Below are 15,040 nucleotides of genomic sequence, written 5' to 3'. Positions count from 1 at the left end.
TCCTGTCCTTATGCCAGGGTCAACGTAAAGTTAAACTCGGTCACACCGTCCTGGCTGGTCACTGTAATATTTTCCTTATGGTTGTTCAGAATGGTCTTGACGATATACAAGCCCAGGCCCACGCCTTCCCGGTCCACACTGCGGGATTTGTCGCTCTTGTGGAACCGGTCGAAAATCATGGCCAACTCATCCGGCGGGATGGTCTGCCCGGTGTTGCGTACCGCCACATGGGCCTTTCCGCCTTTGGTAGTGATGGAGATGCCCATGGTGCTCCCCTCATTGGAGAACTTGATGGCGTTGTCCAGCAGGTTATAGCACACCTGGGTGATGGCGTCCGGATCGCCCCACACCATCACCGCCCCGTCAGGCAGCTGGGTGTCTACGTCCAGATGCCGGGCGTTGATCTTGGTCTCCAGGCTCACCAGTACCCGCAGCATGATTTCGGAGACATCAAACTGCTCCTGGGCAGTGACATTTTCCGCCGACTGGAGCCGGGACAGGTCCAGCATTCGCCGCACCAGCCGGGACAGCCGCCGGGTCTCGGAGGAGATGGTCTGGAGGGCAGCCCTCTCCCGCTCCGGCGGGATGGTGCCATCCAGAATGCCGTCGGAAAAGCCGGCGATGGTAGTCATGGGGGTCTTTAACTCATGGGAGATGTTGGCCACAAACTCGGACCGCCGCTCCTCACTCTTGGAGATGGAGTCGGCCATGGCATTAAAAGCCTCGGCCAGCTCTCCCACCTCGTCCCGCCGGTCCTCATAGCCCTTGACCCGCAGCTCATACTCGCCGTGGCCAAACTTTCTGGCGATCTCGGCGATCTCCTTCAACGGTTTGGTCTGCTTGAGAGAGGTCACAGAGCTGGTCAGGAAGGCAATGCACAGCACCACCACCGCGGTAAAGAAGAAGATGGTGGTAAAGGCCCGCCACAGTTCGGTGAGGCTGGAGGCCTCCGCCGCCACATAGGCCACACCCACCATGGTCTTGACCACCTGACCGCTGCTGCGGTCCAGGGTCTCCACCACAATGGGCGTACCGGCCACATAGCGCTTTTCAGAGAAGAACCCGCCCAGGGTGCTCATGCCGGTATATCCTCCAGACTGGGTCACTTGCTCCACTACGGTGCGGGGCAGATAGCGTCCGCCCAGGGTGTTGTAGCCCTGAACCGTTACGCCGTCGGTGGATACCACCATCTCGCCATCCGCCTCCGTGATGAGTACCACGGCGTCAGAGATCTGGGCGATGGTGGCGATCATGGTAATGTAGACGTCATCCTCCACACCCAGCCCCAGAGCCCGGGACTTGGACGTGAAGTTGGCCACATAATCGGCGTTGCGCTCCATGGATTCTTTGGTCTGACGGATGGTGTACTGATAGGACAGAGTAAAGAACGCCACACCCAACAGAGCAAAGGACACCAGGATCATACCGGCTGTCAGGATAAACTGCCGCTTATACAGGCTTCTCATGAGGCCGTCACAACCTCGAATTTATATCCTACGCCCCACACGGTCTTGAGGCTCCACTGGCTGCTGACGCCCTCCAGCTTCTCCCGCAGGCGCTTGATGTGTACGTCCACGGTGCGGGAGTCTCCGAAGTAATCGAAGCCCCACACCTCATCCAGCAGCTGGTTGCGGGTAAACACCCGGTTGGGGGAGGCAGCCAGATGGTACAAAAGCTCCAGCTCCTTGGGGGGCGTGTCTACCCGCTTGCCGTCCACCAGCAGCTCATAGGAATCCAGGTTGATGACCAGCTTGTCAAAGGAGAGTTTCTTCTCTCCCCCTCCGTTTTCGTCACCGCCGAACCGGCGCATCACCGCGTGGATGCGGGCCAGCACTTCCTTCATCTCAAAGGGCTTGACAATGTAATCGTCGGCGCCCCCCTCCAGGCCCGCCACCTTGTCCTGGGTCTCGCCCTTGGCGGTGAGCATGATCACGGGGGTCTTGTCATTCTCCCGGATCTTTTTCAGCACCGACCAGCCGTCCATAACGGGCAGCATAATGTCCAGCAGAACCAGGTCAGGCCGGAAGGAGCGGAACAGTTCCACACCCTTGCCGCCGTCGCCGGCCACCGCTGTTTCGAACCCCTCCTTCTCCAGATAGAGATGGAGCAGTTCAGCAATGTTGGAGTCGTCTTCCACGATGAGGACTTTCTTGGCCATAGTACACCGTCCTTTTCAGACTAATCAAATGGTATTCTTCCGGTATGTCCGTTTATACCTGGGCGTCTGTGCCATACTTAACCTTATTATAATGCGTAATGAACAGAGCCGGAAGGCTTGAAAGCCAAATCTTTCAAGGCCAAATAGCTTTGTTCAGGTGCAAGGTTTTTGGACAAAGTTATCCAAAAAACCTTGCACCTTCCATTGGTGCGTCTCAACGCACCAATGGAAATACGCGGCTACAGCCGCGGGAATAAACCGATTTTCGGTTTATTCATCAGACATTATTATACACGTTTCCCCACAGTGGGGGTGAACAATTTGTAAATCGCCTTATCTTGCCCCCACATAGGACCGATCCAGCTGGAGCACCACATAGCAGCCGGGCACCACCTGCTCTGCCGCCTCGGTAATGCGTCTGCGAATCTCCTCATCGCTGAGACGGCAGCGGTGGGGCACCACCACATCAAAAATCAAGTTGGAGTGTCGGGGACCACGGGTCAGGCGGAAGTCGTGGATGCTCATATCTGGGTCGATCTCCCGGACCAGCTCGCTCACCTGCTCCCGCAGACGGGCTACCTCACTGTCTCCGGTGGCAATGGGGTCCATGTGGGCGGTGGTCTCAATGCCGAATTTCTCCTGGATCTCCCGCTCGATGTGATCGATGGCATCGTGGGCCTCCATGATGTCGTCTCCCTCCGGCACCTCGGCGTGGAAGGAGCACATCCGACGGCCCGGTCCGTAGTCATGAATCACCAGATCGTGCATCCCCACCACCTGCTCGTGGGACAGAACCAGCTGCTGGATGGCCTTCACCAGCTCCGGGTCGGGGGCGGTGCCCAGCAGGGGATTCAGGGTATCCTTGGCGGCGCCCCAGCCGGCCCGCAGGATAAAGACTGCCACCACCACGCCGATCCAGCCGTCAATGCTCACATGAGCAAAGTGACCGATGAGGGTGCCCGCCAGCACGGCGGAGGTGGCCACCACATCGGACAGGGAGTCGGTGGCAGTGGCCTGCATGGCCGCCGAGTGGATACGCTTGCCCAGCTTCCGGTTGAAAAGACTCATCCACAGCTTGATCAGGATGGAGCAGACCAGGATGCCCACCGACAGGATGGAAAAGGCCACTTCCTCCGGCTGGATGATCTTCTCAATGGAGGTCTTGCCCAGCTCCACGCCCACCATTAAAATTAGCAGAGACACCAGCAGTCCCGCCAGATACTCAATGCGGCCGTGGCCAAAGGGGTGTCCGTCGTCAGCCTTCTGCCCCGCCAGCTTGAAGCCCACCAGGGTCACCACCGAGGAACCTGCGTCGGACAGGTTGTTGAAGGCGTCGGCAGTGACAGCGATGGAGCCGGTGACCACGCCGGCAAAAAACTTGCCCAGCGACAGCAGCAGGTTGAGGAAAATACCTACTCCGCCGGACAGTACACCGTAGCGCTCCCGCACCGCCGGGTCCTGTACCTGCTGATAATCTCGTACAAAATGCCGGACCAGAAAATCCGTCATATAGGCTCACTCCAAACCAAAAAACAAGATTCTTATTATTATCCCACGGAAGGCCGGTAACGTCAAGTTCCATACCGCTTTCCTGGGAATAGAAAAAGAGCGCTGCGCCAAGCGCCGCGCTCTTTTTTCATTTGTATCTTACTCCAGGTCAGCGGGTAAAAAAGCCTCGTAGGGCAATACGGCGGACAGCTCCACCATCAGATCGGAGAAACCACCCGACCGGTCCCAGTCTGTCCGCGGGGTACGCAGCACCGCGCCCCCCTCCGGCGGCCGGATGGGCAGAGAGACCACCGCCCGGGACCCCCGGTCCTCCCGCTGCTCAAATACGATAGCCCCGCCGTGGAGGGCGGCGATCCGCCGGGCCACCCGCAGGCCAAGGCCCAGGCCGTCGGGCCGGTGGAGCAGCTCCTGCTCTTTCTTCTCCTCCGGCGGCAGCAAACCGGGGCCGTCGTCCCATACGGTAAGCACCGCCCGGTCCTGGCGCACCGCCAGGCGCAGTCCGGTATGCCCCCCTTTTCCGGCCGCCCGAAAGGCATTGGAAATGAGGCCCAGCAGCATCCGCCGCAGCTGGGGGCCATCCCCGGTGGTGATGAGGCTGCCCCGCTCCTCCTCATAAGAGAACTCCAGGCCCGCCTGTCCCGCCAGGGAGGCCACCTGCTCTCCAAGGCCGCGGCACAGCCCGGCAAGGTCCAGACTGGTCCGGGTCACTGTCAATTCGTCCTCCGGCAGCTGGAGATATTCCAGATTGCCCAGCATCCGCATCATGCGGTACATACTCTGGTGGAGGATGGCCAGGTAGGGCTCATATTGGCGCCCTCCCTTCTCCTGTACCACCGGCGTCAGCAGCTGCACCGCCGCCGCCAGATTGTTCATCTGCTCCCGGAACTGCTCCACCAGCAGCAGCCCCAGATCCTCGGAAACAGGCTCCATGGGCCTCCCTCCTCCTCTCAGCTCCCAAAACACGGTAAAGTCAAAGTCAGTATAGCAAATATTTTGTCGAATCTCAAGGAATACGGTCGTATTACATCGAAACCGCCACGTTTACCGATAACCACCATATAAATTTATACAGTTTCCCCAGTAAGTTTTGCATTTTTCCTCTTTTCATTCCCGGCAGATTAGTCTATAATGTAGTCGCGCCAAAGAAAGATGTATTAAGAGGCTATTTAGAACAAAGGAGAGATTCACTATGAGCATTAAAGTGGGTATTAACGGTTTTGGCCGTATCGGCCGTCTGGTGTTCCGCGCCGGCATCAACCGCTCTGACATCGAGTTCGTGGGTATCAACGATCCCTTCATGACCCCCGACTACATGGCTTATATGCTCCGTTACGATACCATGCACGGTCAGTTCGACGGCACCATCGAGTACACCGATGACGCCATCATTGTCAACGGCAAGACCGTGAAGTTCTTTGCCTGCATGGACCCCAAGGACATTCCTTGGGGCGAGGTGGGTGCTGAGTACGTCGTGGAGTCCACCGGCGTGTTCCTGACCCAGGAGAAGGCCCAGGCTCACATTGACGCCGGTGCCAAGAAGGTCGTTATGTCCGCTCCTTCCAAGGACTCCACCCCCATGTTCGTGATGGGCGTCAACCACAACACCTACACTTCCGACATGAAGTTCGTGTCCAACGCTTCCTGCACCACCAACTGCCTGGCTCCCATCGCCAAGGTGCTGCATGACAACTGGGGCATCACCGATGGTCTGATGACCACCGTTCACTCCACCACCGCTACCCAGAAGACCGTCGACGGCCCCTCCAAGAAGGACTGGCGTGGTGGCCGCGCTGCTGCCGGCAACATCATCCCCTCCTCCACCGGCGCCGCCAAGGCCGTGGGCAAGGTTATCCCCGAGCTGAACGGCAAGCTGACTGGTATGTCCATGCGTGTTCCCACCCTGGACGTGTCCGTTGTTGACCTGACTGTCAACCTGGCCAAGCCCGCCAAGTACGACGAGATCTGCGCCGCCATGAAGGCTGCTTCCGAGGGCGAGCTGAAGGGCATCCTGGGCTACACCGAGGACGCCGTTGTCTCCTCTGACTTCCTGGGCGACGCCCGCACCTCCATCTTCGACGCCGGCGCCGGCATCGCTCTGACCGACACCTTCGTGAAGGTCGTGTCCTGGTACGACAACGAGTGGGGTTACTCCAACAAGGTCCTGGACCTCATTGCTCATATGTATTCCGTGGACCACAAGTAAGTTACTTGAATCCAAAAAAGGGACGCTGCATCAGCAGCGTCCCTTTTTTATGTTTGTCTCTCTGATGTTAGGCGGCGTTTACACCAGTTCTTTCAGCAGGGGCTCAAACTGAACCCCTTCCAGAGGCTGGGTACCCACCTCCAGGGTGCAGGCCACGCAGCGCTGTACAAAGTCCACTGCCTGCCGCACCGATCCGGGCAGCTCGTCCCCCCGCATCAGGGCGCCCAGCAGCACGCTGGCAAAAAGGTCACCGGTGCCGGGGAAGTGGGCGGGCTCCTGGTGGGCCATGGCAAAGCCGGTAGTGCCGGTGATGCGGTCAAAATAGCTCGCCCCGATTTGGCCCTCCGTCAGGCTGACACCGGTAAGCACCACCGAACGTTTGCCGTCCAGACTCAGCCGCTCCAACCAGTTCCGGATGCCCGTCTCCTCCGTGGGACGGTTGGCGTAGTCCTCGTCCAGCAGCAGGGCGGCCTCGGTCCAGTTGGGGGTGATGCAGTCGGCCTGGTCAGCCAGCTGACGCATTTTAGCGCACAGGTCTGGGGTACAGGTGCGGTAGGGCTTTCCGTGGTCTCCCATCACCGGGTCCACCAGTACCCGGGTGTGTTCTCCCCGGAACTGCTGATAAAAGCGTTCAATGATGCGGATCTGGTCCGCTGAGCCCAGGAAACCGCTGTAGATGGCGTCAAAGGTCACGCCCAGCTCCGCCCAATGGGCTGTGGTCCCCTCCATCTGGCCGGTCAGGTCCAGAAAGGTGGCTTTATCGCTGGGCGGGAAAGCGGTATGGGCAGAGAGGCTGGCGGTAAGCAGGGGGCAGCACTGGCTGCCCATAGCGGACAGCACCGGCAGCACCACCGTCAATGAGCAGCGGCCAAAGCCCGAAATATCCTGTATGGCAGCAATCCGGGGTGCAATTTCCATGGTATGGTTCCTCCTTTGGGCTGCATATGCCATTTCATTATAATGCCTTCCTGTCCCTGCCGCAACCCCCTGTCGGAATTGACATTTTCCCTCGCGGATGCTAAACTAGTGGACACAACAGGCGGGCATGATGGAATTGGTAGACATGCGAGATTTAGGTTCTCGTGCTTCACGGCGTTGGGGTTCGAGTCCCCATGCCCGCACCACACTGCCGCGGACGTTGCCACGTTCGCGGCTTTTTATCATATCTTTGGATCTTTCACCCAGGAGGTTACCAAATATGGATACCCTGCATCAACTGATGAATTTTATTTCCCGCAGCCCCAGCCCCTACCACGCCGTGGGCAGCGCCGCCGCCCTGCTGGAGGAGGCCGGCTTCACCCGCCTGGAGGAGTGCGCGTCCTGGACCCTGGAGTGGGGCAAAGGCTATTACACTACCCGCAACCAGAGCAGCCTCATCGCCTTCCGGCTGCCTAAAACCGCTCTCACCGGCTGGCGTATGACTGCCGCCCACAGCGACTCCCCCACCTTTTATATCAAGGGCGACGTGCTGGAGGGGGACAAGCGCTACCTCCGCCTGTCTGCTGAAGGCTACGGCGGCATGAACTGTGCCTCCTGGCTGGACCGGCCCCTCACTGTGGCAGGCCGGGCCATTGTCAAAACCGCCCAGGGCGTGGAGAGCCGTCTGGTCTACCTGGACCGGGACCTGCTCACTATCCCCAGCCTTGCCATCCATCAGCAGCGGGATGTGAACCGGGGCCATGACTACAATGCCCAGAAGGATATGCAGCCCCTGTACGGCCTGGCGGGCAGCCCCTCCCTCACCCAGCTGGTGGCCCAGGAGCTGAACGTGAATCCCGAGGACATTCTCTCTACCGATCTCACCCTCTGCCCCCGGCAGCAGCCGGTGGTGCTGGGCCCCGCCGGGGAGCTGTTCCAGGCCCCCCGCATTGACGATCTGGGCTGCGCCTACGCCACCCTGGAGGGCCTGCTCACCGCCGCCCCTCAGGACAAGCTGGGCCAGGTCTACTGTCTCTTTGACAACGAGGAGGTGGGCAGCGGCACCCGGCAGGGAGCCCTCAGCTCCTTCCTGCCCGATGTGCTCTCCCGCATTGCCCATGTCCTGAAGCTGGACGACCAGCAGGTGCGGCAGGCTCTGACCGGCAGTATGCTCCTCAGCGCCGACAACGGCCACGCCGTCCACCCCAACTTCACCGAGAAGGCCGATCCCGCCAACAAGGTCTACCCCAACGGCGGCGTGGTCATCAAGCTGTCCGCCAACCAGAAGTACACCACCACCGGCCTCACCGCCGGTCTGTTCAAAGCCGTCTGCCAGCAGGCCGGAGTGCCGGTGCAGATCTTTGCCAACCGGGCCGACGAGCCCGGCGGCTCCACCCTGGGCAATCTGCTCAGCCAAGCTGTCAGTATCCCCATGGTGGACATCGGCATGGCCCAGCTGGCCATGCACTCTGCCGTGGAGACCGCCGGCAGTCAGGACCCGGCCTACATGGCCAAAGCCTGCGCCGCCTTCTTCCAGGCCGGCTTTGCGCCCATCGCCGACGGCATCTATCAATTTGCATAATACCAAATCATCTGCGGTTACTTCGGAAACCGCAGATGATTTTTTATTCAGCCTTTCCCCCAGGGATTGAGAAAGCAAATATGCCGTGTTATAATATAGCATAATAGCACAAATAATTTCTCTAATTCCACCGATATCCGTATTTTTTAACCAATTTCAGGGAGGTGTCGTCCCTATGGCAGGCGTTCGGCTGGAGCACGTGTCCCGGGAATATATCATGGGCAAAACGGTGATCAAAGCGGTGGACGACATCAGCTTTACCATCCCCGAGGGCAAATACACCATTATTCTGGGGGCCAGCGGCGCCGGTAAATCCACGGTCCTCAACATTTTGGGCGGCATGGACTCCCCCACCGGCGGCAAGGTCTTTGTCAACGAGAAAGAGATCTCCGGGTTCAACAAGAAGCAGCTCACCCAGTACCGCCGGGAGAGCATCGGCTTTGTGTTCCAGTTCTACAACCTGATGCCCAACCTGACCGTGGAGGAAAATGTGGAACTGGCCAGCCAGATCTGCCCCAACCCTCTGGACACTCGGGAGGTACTGCGTATGGTGGGGTTGGATGAACGGCGGCGGAATTTCCCCGCCCAGTGCTCCGGCGGCGAGCAGCAGCGGGGCGCCATCGCCCGCGCCCTGGCCAAAAATCCCGACGTGCTTCTGTGCGACGAGCCCACCGGCGCCCTGGATTATGTGACAGGCAAATCCATCCTGGCCCTGCTGTACGACCTGTGCAAGCAGAGCAAAAAGACGGTGGTAGTGGTCACCCACAACGGCGCTCTGGCTCCTACCGCCGACGTACTGATCCGCATGAAGAGCGGTAAGATCGAATCCTTTGAGCAGAACCCCAACCCGGTGCCCGTACAGGAACTGGAGTGGTAGCATGATCTGGAAGAATTTTTTCCGCGACCTTCGGCGCACCGCCTCCCGGCTGATCTCGGTAAGCATCATCACCATGATCGCCGTGGTGGTATATACCGGCCTCAGCGGCATCATTTATAACGTAGACCGGCTGATGGGCGACTACTACGACACCCAAAATGTGGCCGATTACTGGATCTCCGGCACTGGCCTGGATCAGGGGGACTGCCGGGATCTGTCGGCCATCACAGGGATTACCGGAGTACAGCCCCGGGTGGTGCTGGATGCCGAGGACCGCTATGACAGCGATCTGACCCTCACCCTCTACGGTGTGGCCAATTTTTCCATCAATACTCCTTATATTGTGGAAGGCTCCCTGCCCCAAAACAGCCGGGAAATCTTCCTCAGCGACCAGTACGCAGCCGCCCACAGTCTGGAGGTAGGTGACTGGTACGAGATCACCCTCACCGGCCTGGGGATCCACCTGCGGCTCCAGATCTGCGGTGTGGGCAAGGACCCGGAGTGCCTCTACAACATCAACGCCACCAATCCCTCCCCCGACTTGTCCCGTTTCGCCTTCGCCTATGTGGACGAGGAGGTCCTCAGCGGGGTGATGGGAGCCAATCAATATACCCAGATCTGTATCACCACCGCCGATGACATTCCCGCCTCTGCCATCCGGGAAGCCATCGATGATGCGCTGGGCAACAAAGTGGTCAACATCCTGGCGCTGAAGGACAACCAGCCCGCCTATTCCCTGATGGAAGGCAAAGACAACCTGGTACCCATCCTCACCTTCTTCCCCACCCTGTTTTTCCTGTGCGCGGTACTGATGATGGTGAGTACCATGAACCGGCTCATTGAAAATGCCCGTATGGACATCGGCACCTTCAAGGCTTTGGGCTATAACGACCACACGATTTTGATCTACTATCTGCTCCATGCCCTGCTGGTGGTGATCGTAGGGTTTCCCATCGGCGCGTTGCTGGGCAAATACATCTCCCAGCTTATCGTGTGGACCATTGCCACCGGCTGCGACCTGCCCCCCTACACCATTGTCCACGATTTCTCCGCCTGGGGCCAGGCGGCAGGTCTTACCGCCCTGTGCTGCCTGGGCAGCGCCTGGCTGGTGGCCCGCTCCCTGTTAAAGGAAAGTCCCGCCCAGTGTATGCGCCCCAAGCCCCCCAAAAACGCCAAGACCGTTCTGTTGGAACGGGTGGGTCCTCTGTGGCGGCGGCTGGGCTTTAACAGCAAGTACATCATCCGCAACACCTTCCGCAACAAGGTGCGGATGCTCACCTGTGTGGTGGGTATCGCCTTCTGTATGGCCCTGGTGTTCATGGCCTTTGCCATCAAGGACTCCATGGATGCCTACTCCGATGCCCTGGCCAAAAATCAAAACAAGTATGACGTAATGGCCAGTCTGAACAGCTCAGTCACCGAGGCCCAGCACAGCCGGTTGACCAACGCCCCCGGCGTCACCGGGGCAGAACTGGAGATGACCACCGCCTGTTGGATGTATACCGACGATCAGCGGACCACCTCCACTTTGACGGTGACCGAGGATACCGTCTCCCTTCACCTGTATGATCCCTATGCCACCGGGTCCCTCACCCTGCCGGAGGACGGGGTGGTGCTGGAAAAGCTGCTGGCTGACGATCTGGGGGTGGAGGAGGGCGATATCATTACCCTTCGTTTTACCGGCGACAACCATTACTACAGGTTAAGGGTCGCAGAGATCAACCGGTGCGTCAGCGGCGCCTATATCAGCCGCAGTCTGTGGCGGGAGCTGGGCAAGTCCTATACGCCCACCACCGCCTATCTCACCACCCAGGATGCCGCCGCACTGGAAACAGAACTGGACCGGTACGACTTTGTGGACGGCTGGCAGAGCCGGGAGGCGGTGACGGCCGCCGCAGTGGAGAAGATGACCAACACCTCCATGGTGGTGTACATCCTCATTCTCTTTGGCGGCGGGCTGGCCTGCATCGTCATCTATAACCTGGGCATCATGAGCTTCTATGAACAGATCCGCAGCCTGGCCACTCTGATGGTCCTGGGCTTCTACGAAAAAGAGATCAAAAAATTGCAGCTGAGCGAAAACCTGATTTTCGCCGGAGCCGGTATCCTGTGCGGCATTCCTCTGGGCATTGCCCTGGATCGGTTCCTGATCCTCTCCATCACCGCCATGCCTCTGGAGGTGATCATCACCCCCATGGCCATCGGCCTGTCATGCGCGGTCACCATGATCTTCGCCCTGGGCGTCAATGTGATCATCGGGCGAAAAATGCGGGAGATCGATATGCTGGGCGCACTGAAAAGCGTGGAATAGCACACGGGGGTGTTTCTTATGAAAGTTGTGTATTGGCGGCGGGGCACGGCTCTTCTGTCTGTGCTGGGCCTGCTTCTGCTAAGCGGCTGTTCCGGCTCCGACCAGGACGAGTATCGCACCGTCCAGCCTGATACCGGCCCGGTGGAGTACCGGGTGGAGGATACCGGCACTGTGACCTATGCCGACAACTATACCATCGTCCCCACTGTCAGCGGCACCGTGACGGAGTGTACCTTTCAGGAGGGGGACACCGTAACGGCAGGTCAGACCCTGTACACCATTGACTCCGATGCCCTGGAGGATCAGATCGTCCAGGCCCAGCTGTCGGTGGACAGCGCCAAAGTGGCCCTGGAGCAAACGGTGGCCTCTCTGGGGCAGGCCAAGGTCAGTCTGTCCCAGGCCCAAGCCGCCTGCGCTGACCTGACGGTGGTCTCTCACGCCTCCGGCTCGGTAACAGCGGTCAACGTCCATGTGGGTGATTTCATCTCCTCCGGCACGCCGGTGGCCCAGGTGGTGGACAGCGTGAATCTGAAACTCACCGTCCCCTTCGCCCTGGAGGACGCCAAGGCCCTGACACCGGGTGCTGCTGCTGTCATCTCCTTCCCCGGCAAGGCGGACACCCTCACCGGCACGGTGGTGCGGGTCTATGATACGCCGGTGGCCCTCAGCGGCAGCCGCACCGGCGTCAACGTGGAATTCTCCTTCCGCAATCCCGGCACCCTGGCCAGCGGCTCCACCGCCATGGCGTCGGTGAACGGGGTGATGTGCATGGAGGCAGGTACCATCTCCTACACCACCGAACAGTCCATCTACGCCGGCCAGTCGGGTCAGGTGCTTACCCTCTCCATTCAGGAGGGCGAGACAGTCACCGCCGGGCAGACGGTGCTCACCCTGAAAAATGACAGCCTGACCAACGCCGTGGACAACGCCCAGCTCCAGGTAGACAACGCCCAGCTCCAGGTGGACGCCGCCCAGGTTCAAGTGGACTCGGCTCAGGCCAGCCTGGACCAACTTACCGATCAGCGGGAGGACTACACCATCACCGCTCCGGCGGACGGGGTCATCCTCTCCCGCACTTCCAAGGAAGGGGATCTGGCCTCCGCCGGCAGCCCCATGGCGGTGCTGGCCCAGCCTGAAGCCCTGTGCGTCCACGCCAGCATTGACGAACAGTACATCGACCGGGTGGGCACCGGCCAGAGCGTATCCATCACCTTCACCACCGACACCGGGGAGCAGCGCACCTACACCGGCTCGGTGCGGCGGGTGGAGGATACCGGCGTCACCTCCGGCGGCGTCACCGACTACACCGTGGAGATCGCCCTGGACAACACCGACGGTCTGCGGGACGGCATGAATGTGTCGGTGTCCATCCTCACGGAGGGGAAGGAGAACTGCCTCCGTGTGCCTGCGAAAGCGGTGGATGGAGATACCGTCCAGGTCCTGCGAAACGGCAAGGCCGAGACGGTCACTGTGGAGACCGGCCTCTGGGGCAGCGAATATGTGGAGATCCTGTCCGGGATCACGGAGGAGGACACCATCGTGCTTCCGTAAACAGAACAGCGCCTGCCGCGGCAGCGGCAGGCGCTTCTTTTCTCCAGATCTTAATCCAGGCTCCATTCTCCCTGGCAGCTGTTCACAAGGGCGGCGGCCTCCTCCGGGGTAAGGCCCTTGATGGAATAAGTGACGGCCACCGTGGGCTCCCCGTTGCGGAAATAGTGAACAGTGAAGGATTCGTATCGCCAGCCCGGGGTATCCCCCAGGTCATCGTCCACATAGCGGCCGAACCGCTGCTCCATTGCCTGGGGCGTGATCTCGTCCGGCAGCACGTCCGTGTCCAGCTGCTCACCGGTGTTGGAGTCCAGCAGCAGGGCTGCCTTCACGCTCACAGTGTCATATCCCCGGCACCACAGGATGCTCAAACTGTCCTCCACCTCGTCGAAATGCCAGTGGGCGCTTTCAAAGGTAAAGCCGTCGGGCAGGGCCGACCGGTCGGGCAGATAAGCGGCCAGCTCCTGCTGATAGGCCTCGCCCAGGGTCAGCTCCCCGCTGCCGTAGAGTCGGGCGGTACCCAGGTCCATATGCTGCCCGCCGGCGGGGGTAGTCAGGCCGTCGGCGGTAAATCCCTTGTGACCCACCACCAGATTGGTCAGCCAGGCGGCGGTCCCCTGGTCCTTGCTGGTACAGGTAAAGTTCACCCCCATGGCGCCGTCAAAATAATCCGCATGATAGGTGTATTCCTTAGTATCGTCCCCGTCCTGATCGTAGTAGAGGGAGTAGGTGGTGACCTCTACCCCATCCACATCCTGGACAGCGGCATCTGCATAGATCAGATCAATGATGGGCTCCCGACCGGGCCACAGCTCCAGGCGCAGGGTGTCCGCCCCCCGCTGACCGATGATCTCGATCCGCCAGGGGTTCCCCTCCCCGTCGTAGATCACCATGCCGCTCAGGCCGAAGCCGGTCCAATCTAACTGCCAAGGTACCTGATCGGTCCCCCCCAACACGTTGATGATCTCCTGGGCGGACAACAGCTCCATGAACCACCCCTCCGGATAGGCGTAGTCGCCTATCACGACGTCCGAGCCGGTACAGTCGGGGTAATGGTAATCATACCCGGGTACATTGGGGAAGCTGTGGGGCTGTCCTCCGAAGGCATCCTCCACCACCAGGGCATAGCCCCGCTCCGGGATGGTCTGTGTCACGGCAGGCGTGGCCGCTACCCCCGCCGTGGAGTCCGGCCCGGCCAGACTTCTCCCCTGCCACAACTGCCAGCCACCTACCGCCGCCACCAGACAGCAGGCCGCCAGAACGCCCGCGGCCAAAGCGGGACGGGCCCGACGGGGCCGCTTTCCCTCCAACACCCGGCCCGCCAGGGATTCCGGAGCGGAGATGCGGTCCATATAATTACGATATCGGTTCATTGCATTTCTCCTTTCAGCAGCGCTCCCAGCTTTGCCCTGGCCCGGGTGAGCCGGGAGCGAACGGTACCCTCCCGCCAGCCGGTCATTTCGGCGATTTCTGCGGTCTGATATCCCTCATAATAATAGAGGTGGAGCACCGCCCGGTCCCTGGCAGGCAGGGCCCCGATGGCCTCCATCAGGCTCTGCTCCTCCGGTCCGGCCGCGGGGTAGGTGTCCAGCAGCGGGGCGGTGCGCCTCCGCCATGGTGACCGCAGGCGGCTCTTGCAGCCATTGACGGTGACCCGCAGCAGCCAGGCCTTCTCGTGGGCGGGGCTTTCAAACTCCGGCCCCTTCTCCAGGCAGCGCAGGAAGGCGTCCTGCACCGCGTCCTCCGCCTCATGGGCATCCCCAAGAATGGCCAAGGCAGCCCGGTACAGGGTATTTTGATGGATCTGAATCAGCGATTCCAACCGGTTGGGGTCCATGGTTCCCGCTCCCCCTTTCACCCTGTATACGCTTTTAGACGGCAAATTGCTGCAATGGTTGCACAAAATAGTAGCTCCGCCAAGTTGCCTGAAGGCA

The 15,040-nt window shown here is 60.2% G+C and carries 12 protein-coding genes and 1 tRNA gene; 6 read left to right on the top strand and 7 right to left on the bottom strand.

All coding sequences use genetic code 11. The features are described from left to right. Positions 1-8 precede the first annotated feature (8 nt). The 4 genes from B5F94_RS05460 to B5F94_RS05445 all read right to left on the bottom strand — a co-directional run bounded on the left by B5F94_RS05460 (position 9) and on the right by B5F94_RS05445 (position 4,597). Positions 9-1,466: a sensor histidine kinase gene (locus tag B5F94_RS05460; RefSeq protein WP_087269729.1), complete on the bottom strand. Its 1,458-nt coding sequence runs from the start codon at positions 1,464-1,466 to the stop codon at positions 9-11. After that, positions 1,463-2,158: a response regulator transcription factor gene (locus B5F94_RS05455; protein ID WP_087188851.1), complete on the bottom strand. Its 696-nt coding sequence runs from the start codon at positions 2,156-2,158 to the stop codon at positions 1,463-1,465. Before B5F94_RS05455 ends, B5F94_RS05460 begins: the two co-directional genes overlap by 4 nt. A gap of 333 nt (positions 2,159-2,491) precedes the next feature. After that, positions 2,492-3,667 (bottom strand): cation diffusion facilitator family transporter, encoded by a 1,176-nt coding sequence (locus B5F94_RS05450; protein WP_087188850.1) that lies wholly within the window; start codon positions 3,665-3,667, stop codon positions 2,492-2,494. 138 nt (positions 3,668-3,805) lie between these two features. Next, positions 3,806-4,597, bottom strand: a complete 792-nt coding sequence (locus B5F94_RS05445; protein WP_087328568.1) for a sensor histidine kinase — start codon at positions 4,595-4,597, stop codon at positions 3,806-3,808. Positions 4,598-4,856: 259 nt separating this feature from the next. On the opposite strand from B5F94_RS05445, the gene gap reads away from it, so the two are divergent. Continuing rightward, positions 4,857-5,870, top strand: coding sequence for a type I glyceraldehyde-3-phosphate dehydrogenase (gap, locus tag B5F94_RS05440; RefSeq protein WP_087328567.1), 1,014 nt, complete (start codon positions 4,857-4,859; stop codon positions 5,868-5,870). Between the two features lie 78 nt (positions 5,871-5,948). Here the strand turns inward: gap and B5F94_RS05435 are convergent, their stop codons facing one another. Then, positions 5,949-6,788, bottom strand: coding sequence for a pyridoxamine kinase (locus tag B5F94_RS05435; protein WP_087328565.1), 840 nt, complete (start codon positions 6,786-6,788; stop codon positions 5,949-5,951). Positions 6,789-6,909: 121 nt separating this feature from the next. Here B5F94_RS05435 and B5F94_RS05430 point away from each other — a divergent pair. From B5F94_RS05430 to B5F94_RS05410, 5 genes are all read left to right on the top strand, one after another. Beyond that, positions 6,910-6,994: transfer RNA gene (locus B5F94_RS05430), tRNA-Leu, on the top strand. A 74-nt stretch (positions 6,995-7,068) separates the two neighbouring features. Continuing rightward, a complete protein-coding gene (locus B5F94_RS05425) occupies positions 7,069-8,370 on the top strand; it encodes a M18 family aminopeptidase (protein WP_087328561.1) in 1,302 nt (433 codons plus the stop codon). Positions 8,371-8,545: 175 nt separating this feature from the next. Then, positions 8,546-9,247, top strand: coding sequence for an ABC transporter ATP-binding protein (locus tag B5F94_RS05420; protein WP_087269713.1), 702 nt, complete (start codon positions 8,546-8,548; stop codon positions 9,245-9,247). A gap of 1 nt (position 9,248) precedes the next feature. Continuing rightward, positions 9,249-11,558, top strand: coding sequence for an ABC transporter permease (locus B5F94_RS05415; RefSeq protein WP_087328558.1), 2,310 nt, complete (start codon positions 9,249-9,251; stop codon positions 11,556-11,558). A gap of 18 nt (positions 11,559-11,576) precedes the next feature. Then, entirely contained in the window at positions 11,577-13,109 is a 1,533-nt protein-coding gene (locus tag B5F94_RS05410; protein WP_087328553.1) for an efflux RND transporter periplasmic adaptor subunit, read from the top strand. A gap of 50 nt (positions 13,110-13,159) precedes the next feature. On the opposite strand, the gene B5F94_RS05405 is transcribed toward B5F94_RS05410, so the two are convergent. Together B5F94_RS05405 and B5F94_RS05400 are read right to left on the bottom strand one after the other, a co-directional pair. Beyond that, positions 13,160-14,479: a hypothetical protein gene (locus B5F94_RS05405; RefSeq protein ID WP_087328551.1), complete on the bottom strand. Its 1,320-nt coding sequence runs from the start codon at positions 14,477-14,479 to the stop codon at positions 13,160-13,162. Continuing rightward, on the bottom strand, positions 14,476-14,943 hold the full coding sequence (locus B5F94_RS05400) for an RNA polymerase sigma factor (RefSeq protein WP_087328548.1): 468 nt from the start codon (positions 14,941-14,943) through the stop codon (positions 14,476-14,478). Before B5F94_RS05400 ends, B5F94_RS05405 begins: the two co-directional genes overlap by 4 nt. Positions 14,944-15,040: the final 97 nt, after the last annotated feature.

The organism is Flavonifractor sp. An4, assembly GCF_002161755.1.
GTDB lineage: Bacteria > Bacillota > Clostridia > Oscillospirales > Oscillospiraceae > Flavonifractor > Flavonifractor avicola.
The sequence above is the reverse complement of the archived record's forward strand: the minus strand, read 5'-3'. Positions and strand labels throughout refer to the sequence as shown.